The following is a 6,657-nucleotide window of genomic DNA, read 5'->3' as shown; positions in this document are numbered from 1 at the left end:
GTTCGGCGGCGGTTTCGGCGGTGGGGGCGGAGGCGGCAGCGGCCCCGGCTCCTTCGGCGGCGGCGGAACGCGCGGCCGCATGGGTGGCGGCGGCCGCTTCTGAACGTGCGACGGACGGACCATCCCCCACCAGGAGAGACGAGTCATGAGCAAGCAGACCATCCTCGGCCGCGTCACCCAGCTCGCCAAGGCCAACATCAACGCGCTGCTGGACCAGGCGGAGGACCCGCAGCAGATGCTGGACCAGCTGATCCGCGACTACACGAACAACATCTCGGAGGCGGAGCAGGCCGTCGCGACGACGATCGGCAACCTCCGGTTGCTGGAGGCGGACCACAAGGAGGACGTGGAGGCGGCCTCCGAGTGGGGCGTCAAGGCCCTCGCGGCGAGCCGGAAGGGGGACGAGCTGCGGGCGGCGGGGGCGACTGCGGACGCCGACAGGTTCGACAACCTCGCGAAGGTGGCGCTGGGCCGGCAGATGCAGTCGGAGAAGGAGGCGCGGACGGCGGAGCCGACGATCGCCGCCCAGACGGAGGTCGTCGACAAGCTCAAGTCGGGTCTGGACTCGATGAAGAGCAAGGTGGCCGAGCTGCAGTCCAAGCGGGACGAGCTGGTGGCCCGGGCCAGGACCGCTCAGGCGCAGAACACGATGATGGACGCGGTGAAGAACATCGACGTCATGGACCCGACGAGCGACCTGAACCGGTTCGAGGAGAAGGTCCGGCGGGAGGAGGCCATGGCGATGGGCAGGCAGGAGCTGGCGGCCTCCTCGCTGGACGCCCAGTTCGAGTACCTGGAGGACCTCGGGAAGTCCTCGGAGATCGAGGCCAGGCTCGCCGCGCTCAAACAGGGGCGCGCCGCCTGACCGCCACCGCGGGGAAAGCGGACGTGATGTTACGGAACGCTACGGTCCATTGTGGGGGTCGGGGCGGCACGCCGCGGCAACACAGCTCGGGACGAGCACTACTGTCGAGGTATTAGGATCACCCGATCATTGCAATAGCAGAGTGTTACGGGGGTCCGGGTGAGCATGACGTCCTTCGACGCTGAGTGGGCGGGGCTCAAACAAGGATCCGCATCCGACGCGCAGATGCGGCTGGCGAGCGCCGCGCCCGACGGCGGTGGCGGCGGGTCCGGCGGTGAGGACCTCAAGTCCGACATGGCGGTCTGGAAGAAGGGCAGCCAGGACGTCGGCGAGCTGGTGACGGCGATCAGGAAGGCCCTCACCGGGTTCGAGACCAGCCAGAAGGGCGCCGCCGTCACCGGCGTGGAGAGCGCCGCCGCGCAGGGCGAGCTGTACCAGTCGTGGAAGACGTACCTCGACGGTCTGGTGGGCAAGTGCACGACGCTGCAGGGCCCGATGATCTCGGCGGGCAAGGGCCAGGTCTCCAACGACGAGACCCTGCGCGGTGACTTCGCCCGCATGACCGATACGTACAAGGACACGCCCGCCACCGGCGGCAACGACGGGGGCCGGTGAGGGCGGGCATGGACTACGCAACTTTGAAGGCGCTCAAGCCGTCGGAGTTCACAGAGGCCGCCGACGGCTACCAGTCGGTCAGCGCCATGGCCGACCACGCCTACGGCAGCGCCGAAGGCCAGATCACCGCCCGGCTGCGCGCCGGCCTCAGCGGGAAGGCCGTGGACGAGGCCCTGGTGCAGTTGCGGGGCCTCGCGCAGAACTTCCACTACACACAGGTCGAATGCGGACTCGCCGCGACCTCCCTCAACGCGCTCGCCGCCTCCTTCACCGAGGCGAAGCGGAAGCTGGACGCGGCGGTGAGTGACGCCGAGGCCCAGAAGTTCTCGGTCGGCGCCGACGGTTCGGTGAGTTTCCCGCCGGGCGGGACGGAGAAGGACGGCAAGCTGCCCGAGGGCGGCACGGTCAGCGGCAGCGCCAAGGGCAAGCCGTCCGGGAACGTCATCGACCCCACCAAGGACGCCAACGACCTCTCCGCCGCCCTGGAACGCCAGGCCGCGAACATCCACCCCAACCCGAACTTCGGGAAGGCGGTGGAGATAGCCAACCGGATCGCCCAGGCGGTCGCCGAGGCCACCGAGGCCGACACCCAGTGGGCCCCCCGCCTGCGCAAGCTCAAGGCGGACGACGACCTCAAGGTCTCCGAGTCCGACTGGGCCGACGTCCAGAGCGACACCGCCGATGTCAACAGCGGCGCGAAGGACTACCTCAGCCACATCAAGCCCCCGCCGCCGCAGGGCAGCGACCCCCGGTTGAACGCCGAGTGGTGGAAGGGGCTGTCGGAGGAGGAGCGGGAGGCCTACATCACCCTCCAGCCGGCGAGTGTCGGAGCACTGGACGGGCTTCCTGCGGACATCCGCGACAGCGCCAACCGAACGGTCCTCGCGGAGAAGCACGGCGCGTACCAGGTGGAGCTGAACGCAATCCCCAAGGAACCGGAGCCTAAGTACCACCACGTCCAGCGCGGACGCGCCTGGATGCGCGAAGAGACCGACGAGTGGAAGGCCTGGAACGACAAGCACGGGGACCGGAGGGACCACCTGAAAGACCGCCTGTTCGGCATGGAGACCATCCAGAAGCGCTTCGACGCCACCGGCGAGCGGGGACTGCCCGAGGCGTACCTGCTCGGATTCGACGCCGAGGCGAACAACGACGGACGCGTGATCCTGGCCAACGGGAATCCGGACACGGCGGACCACACCGCCATCTTCGTGCCGGGTACGAAGACGACGCTCGGGAGCATCTCGGACGAGGCCGCGAAGAGCGACGCCCTGTGGCGCGAGACCTCACTGCGGACGCCCGGACAGTCGGTGTCGACCATCACCTGGTTCGACTACGACGCCCCGAACACCATCCTCACCGAGGCCCCCCACGACAAGTGGGCCGAGCAGGGGGCACCGACCCTGCGGCGGTTCCTCGACGGCAGCGAGGCGGCCCATCAGTCGGCCAGTGGCGACAGCTCGCACACGACGCTCATCGGCCACAGTTACGGAACCACGCTGATCGGCGACACGGCGAAGTACCGCAGTCCTTACGCCGACACCTGGTGGTCCAACCCCCTGCCGGTCGACGATGTGATCGCGGTCGGCAGCCCCGGCATGCAGGCGGACCATGCGGCGGACCTGGGGTTCAAGCCGAAGCACACGTGGGCCATGGAAGGCGGGGGCGACGACAACTTCGTCACTTGGGGTGGTCGAAACACGGGGCTCGGTGACAACCGCGTCATTCCCACCGACGAGGAATTCGGTGCCAACAAGATGCAGAGCGATTCCCCGGGCCACGGAAACTTCTGGGACGAGGAGGGCGGCGAGCCGTCTCAAAGCCTGCTGAACCAGGCACTCGTCATAGCCGGGCAGTACGAGGAAGTCGACCTGGAGAGGAAGGCCCGCTAGTGGATCGAAGGAACAGGCGTAACGTCACCGCACTGGCGCTCCTGAGCGCCCTGACCCTCACAGCAGGATGCTCTTTCATGGACGACGAGACCTCCACACAGCGCAAGTACACCCCCCAGACCCGCAGTCACCAGGAGGTGGAGGCGGAGGTCGGCGCTCTGTCGAGCAGGGCCCTTGACCTGACCCAGGTCAAGGGGAAGGTGACGGACATGGGACCGGTGACCTATCCCTGCGGCACGAGCGAGGAGAAGAAAAAGGGTCTCCGCTATGTACGGCATGTCTGGTCCGTTTACGGCGTGGACAACGACACCCTCGACAAGGGCATACAGAGTCTGGGCGCGCAGCTGCCGGAGAACGGCTGGAAGGTCGTGAAGAACGGCCCGAACACCAATACCGAGAGCAAGCGGATCGAGGTCTTCGCCGCACACGAGACGACGCACACCCAGCTTGAGGCCACGTGGCTCAAAGGCGCCAGCGGAAGCGAGCCGCTGATCTCCTTCGCCGTGTACTCCCGGTGCTTCAAGGACACCGACCCGAAATGAGCTCAGGCCCCCGGACCTGGCGGGTCCGGGGGCAGGAGCCCGCCGCCCCACTCAGCCGTACATGCTCAGCAGCTGCTCCGCCGACAGTTCGGCAACCGCCTCCGCCGCCGCGCCCGGCAGCGGGAGCTCGAACCAGACCGTCTTGCCGCGGTGGGTCCGGCGGGTGCCCCACCCGGCGGACAGCAGGCCCACGAGCTGGAGGCCCCGGCCGCCCTCGTCGGTGTCGCGGGCCCGCCGCCGGCGCGGCTGCACCAGGTTGGCGTCCCACACCTCGCAGACCAGGGTCCGGTCCAGCAGCAGCCGCAGCCGGATCTCGCCCTCCCCGTAGCGCAGCGCGTTGGTGACGAGTTCGCTGACCAGCAGTTCGGTGGTGTCCAGCAGGCCCTCCAGGCCCCACGCCGGCAGCTTGGCGCGGGCCAGCTCCCGCGCCCGTCCCACGGACCGGGCCTCGCGCGGCAGCTGCCAGTCCCCCACCGCGTCCACCGGCAGCCCCTGCACACGTGCCATGAGCAGGGCGATGTCGTCCTCGCCGTGCCGGGTGTCCAGCGTGTTCAGCACGTGGTCGCAGACGTCTTCCAGCGGGCGGACCGGGTCTGCGAGGGCCGCCCGCAGGCCGCGCAGGCCCTCCTCCAGCGGATGGTCCCGGGACTCCACGAGCCCGTCGGTGTAGAGGGCCAGCAGGGCGCCCTCGGGGAGTTCGACCTCGACCTCCTCGAACGGCTCCCCGCCCACGCCCAGCGGCATCCCGGGCGGCACCTCCAGGAGCAGTGCGGGCCTCGGCTTCCCGCGCTCGTCCGGCGGCTCCACCAGCACGGGCGGCATGTGGCCCGCGTTGGCGATCGTGCAGCGCCGCGTCACCGGGTCGTAGACGGCGTAGACGCAGGTGGCGAGGTAGACCTCGGAGCGGTCGGCGTCCCGCGAGTGCAGGGCCGCCCGCGAGGCCTGCTGGGAGCCGCCGGGCGCGCCGAGGCCCCGGGCGATCTCGTCCAGCGCGGTCAGCACCTCCGCCGGTTCGAGGTCCAGCAGTGCGAGGGTCCTTACGGCGGTGCGCAGTTCGCCCATCGCGACGGCGGCCCGCAGTCCCCGGCCCATGACGTCGCCGACGACCAGCGCCGTGCGGTGCCCGGGCAGCTCGATCACGTCGAACCAGTCGCCGCCGACCTCGGTGGCCGCGTTCCCCGGCAGGTACCGGCAGGCGATGTCCAGGCCCGCGGCCTCCGGGTCGCCGGGGGGCAGCAGGCTGCGCTGCAGTATCAACGCCCGCTCGTGCTCGCGCCGGTACAGCCGCGCGTTGTCGATGCACACGGCGGCCCGGGCGGCGAGTTCCACGGCCACCGCCCGGTCGCGTTCCCCGAAGGGCTCGCTGCCCTTCGTACGGGAGAACTGCGCGAGCCCGACCACGGTGTCGTGGGCGACCATCGGCACGACCAGCGTGGACTGCACGAGGTCCTCCGGTCCGCCGCCCTCGATCAGCCGCGGCCGCGCCGTGCGCAGGGCGAGCGCGCCCGGCGACGCCGCCGGGTAGCGGTGGACGTCGCCCACGGAGACCAGCGCGCCCGGACCGGACAGCGGCGCGTCCGAGACGGCCGAGGCGAAGGCCACCCGGCGCAGCGCGGCGGACGGGGTCCGGGCCGGGCCCTGGCCGGGCAGGCTGGGCACGCCCGGCCCCTGCGGCCGTGCGGGCCGGTCGTCGTCGCCGAGCAGCAGCCCCTGGTAGAGGTCGACGGCGGCCAGGTCGCAGAAGCCCGGGACGGTGACGTCGAGGAGTTCCCGGGCGGTGGTCTCCAGGTCCAGGGAGTTCCCGATGCGGTGCCCGGCTTCGTTGAGCAGGGCGAGATTGCGCCGGACCCCGGCGGCCTCGCGGGCGGCGAGGTGGCGTCGGGTGACGTCGGTGCCGATGCCGGCGACGCCGATGGGGCGGCCGGTGCCGCCGTGCACGCGGTAGAGGTTGATGGACCAGTGGCGGTTCTCCCGGCTGCCGGGGGCGGCGCCGGTGATCCGCAGGTCGGTGACCGAGTCCCCGGTGTCCAGCACCCGGCGCAGGGCCTCGGCCATCCGGTCGGCCTCGTGCGCCGGCAGGTAGTCGTGCACGGTGCGCCCGCGGTGCTCCTCGGCGCTGCCTCCGAAGACGGTGGCGAAGCGGCGGTTGGCCCGCTGCACGGTGAGGTCCGTGCCGAAGAGCAGGAAGCCGAAGGGAGATTGACCGAATATGGCCTGTGAGGCCGCCAGGTCGGACTCGATGCGCCGCAGCGCGCGGACGTCGACGACGACGCACAGCGCGGCCCGCTCGGCGGTCTCGGTCTGTGTGGGCATCACATAGATCTCGGCCACCCCGTGTGCGCCGTCCCCGCCCGGGATCCGGAAGGGGATCAGACCGGTCCACTCCTTGCCGTCGAGGATCTCTGCGACCTTGCGGTGTGCGTCGGGGCGCAGCTCGGGCGGCATGAAGGCGTCGACCGGGTCGCGGCCGACCGCCTGGGCGGCCGTCAGGCCGAACAGTTCCTCGGCGCGCAGACTCCACTGGTCGATGTACCCGTCGGGTCCGATCGAGAAGGATGCGACCTTTATGTAGTCATATATCGAGCCAGGCGGACTGCTGTGCCACAGGGCGTCGTGCCATGTCTCCCGAGGCACATTGGCCTGATGTGCCTGCGCAGGTGTTTCGCTCACGCGACCGTCCCCTCCAGCTCACCGCAACCGGACCGGCCATGACCGCAGTATTCAGCACCACGGCCCCGGACGG

The 6,657-nt window shown here is 70.4% G+C and carries 5 protein-coding genes; 4 read left to right on the top strand and 1 reads right to left on the bottom strand.

Features of this window, described 5'->3' with window-relative positions; translation table 11 throughout:
• Positions 1-145: 145 nt before the first annotated feature.
• The 4 genes from PV721_RS12765 to PV721_RS12750 all read left to right on the top strand — a co-directional run bounded on the left by PV721_RS12765 (position 146) and on the right by PV721_RS12750 (position 3,914).
• Positions 146-865, top strand: coding sequence for a PspA/IM30 family protein (locus PV721_RS12765; RefSeq protein WP_319723432.1), 720 nt, complete (start codon positions 146-148; stop codon positions 863-865).
• Positions 866-1,024: 159 nt separating this feature from the next.
• Positions 1,025-1,480 (top strand): hypothetical protein, encoded by a 456-nt coding sequence (locus PV721_RS12760; protein WP_319723430.1) that lies wholly within the window; start codon positions 1,025-1,027, stop codon positions 1,478-1,480.
• A gap of 8 nt (positions 1,481-1,488) precedes the next feature.
• The gene (locus PV721_RS12755) at positions 1,489-3,372 is read left to right on the top strand and encodes an alpha/beta hydrolase (RefSeq protein WP_319723428.1); all 1,884 of its coding nucleotides are present in this window, start codon (positions 1,489-1,491) and stop codon (positions 3,370-3,372) included.
• Positions 3,373-3,449: 77 nt separating this feature from the next.
• Positions 3,450-3,914 carry a hypothetical protein gene (locus tag PV721_RS12750; protein WP_319723426.1) on the top strand — a complete coding sequence of 155 codons (465 nt, stop codon included), beginning with the start codon at positions 3,450-3,452 and terminating at the stop codon, positions 3,912-3,914.
• Positions 3,915-3,965: 51 nt separating this feature from the next.
• Here the strand turns inward: PV721_RS12750 and PV721_RS12745 are convergent, their stop codons facing one another.
• Positions 3,966-6,548, bottom strand: a complete 2,583-nt coding sequence (locus PV721_RS12745) for a SpoIIE family protein phosphatase (protein ID WP_319723439.1) — start codon at positions 6,546-6,548, stop codon at positions 3,966-3,968.
• Between the last annotated feature and the right edge of the window lie 109 nt (positions 6,549-6,657).

Origin of the sequence: Streptomyces sp. MB09-01 (genome assembly GCF_033794505.1) — a bacterium.
Classification (GTDB): Bacteria; Actinomycetota; Actinomycetes; order Streptomycetales; family Streptomycetaceae; genus Streptomyces.
This window is presented reverse-complemented; position numbering and strand designations above follow the sequence as displayed.

Coding starts and splice junctions, on each gene's coding strand:
- PV721_RS12765 (WP_319723432.1), top strand. CDS start 146: ATGAGCAAGCAGACCATCCTCGGCCGCGTCACCCAGCTCGCCAAGGCC.
- PV721_RS12755 (WP_319723428.1), top strand. CDS start 1,489: ATGGACTACGCAACTTTGAAGGCGCTCAAGCCGTCGGAGTTCACAGAG.
- PV721_RS12750 (WP_319723426.1), top strand. CDS start 3,450: ATGGACGACGAGACCTCCACACAGCGCAAGTACACCCCCCAGACCCGC.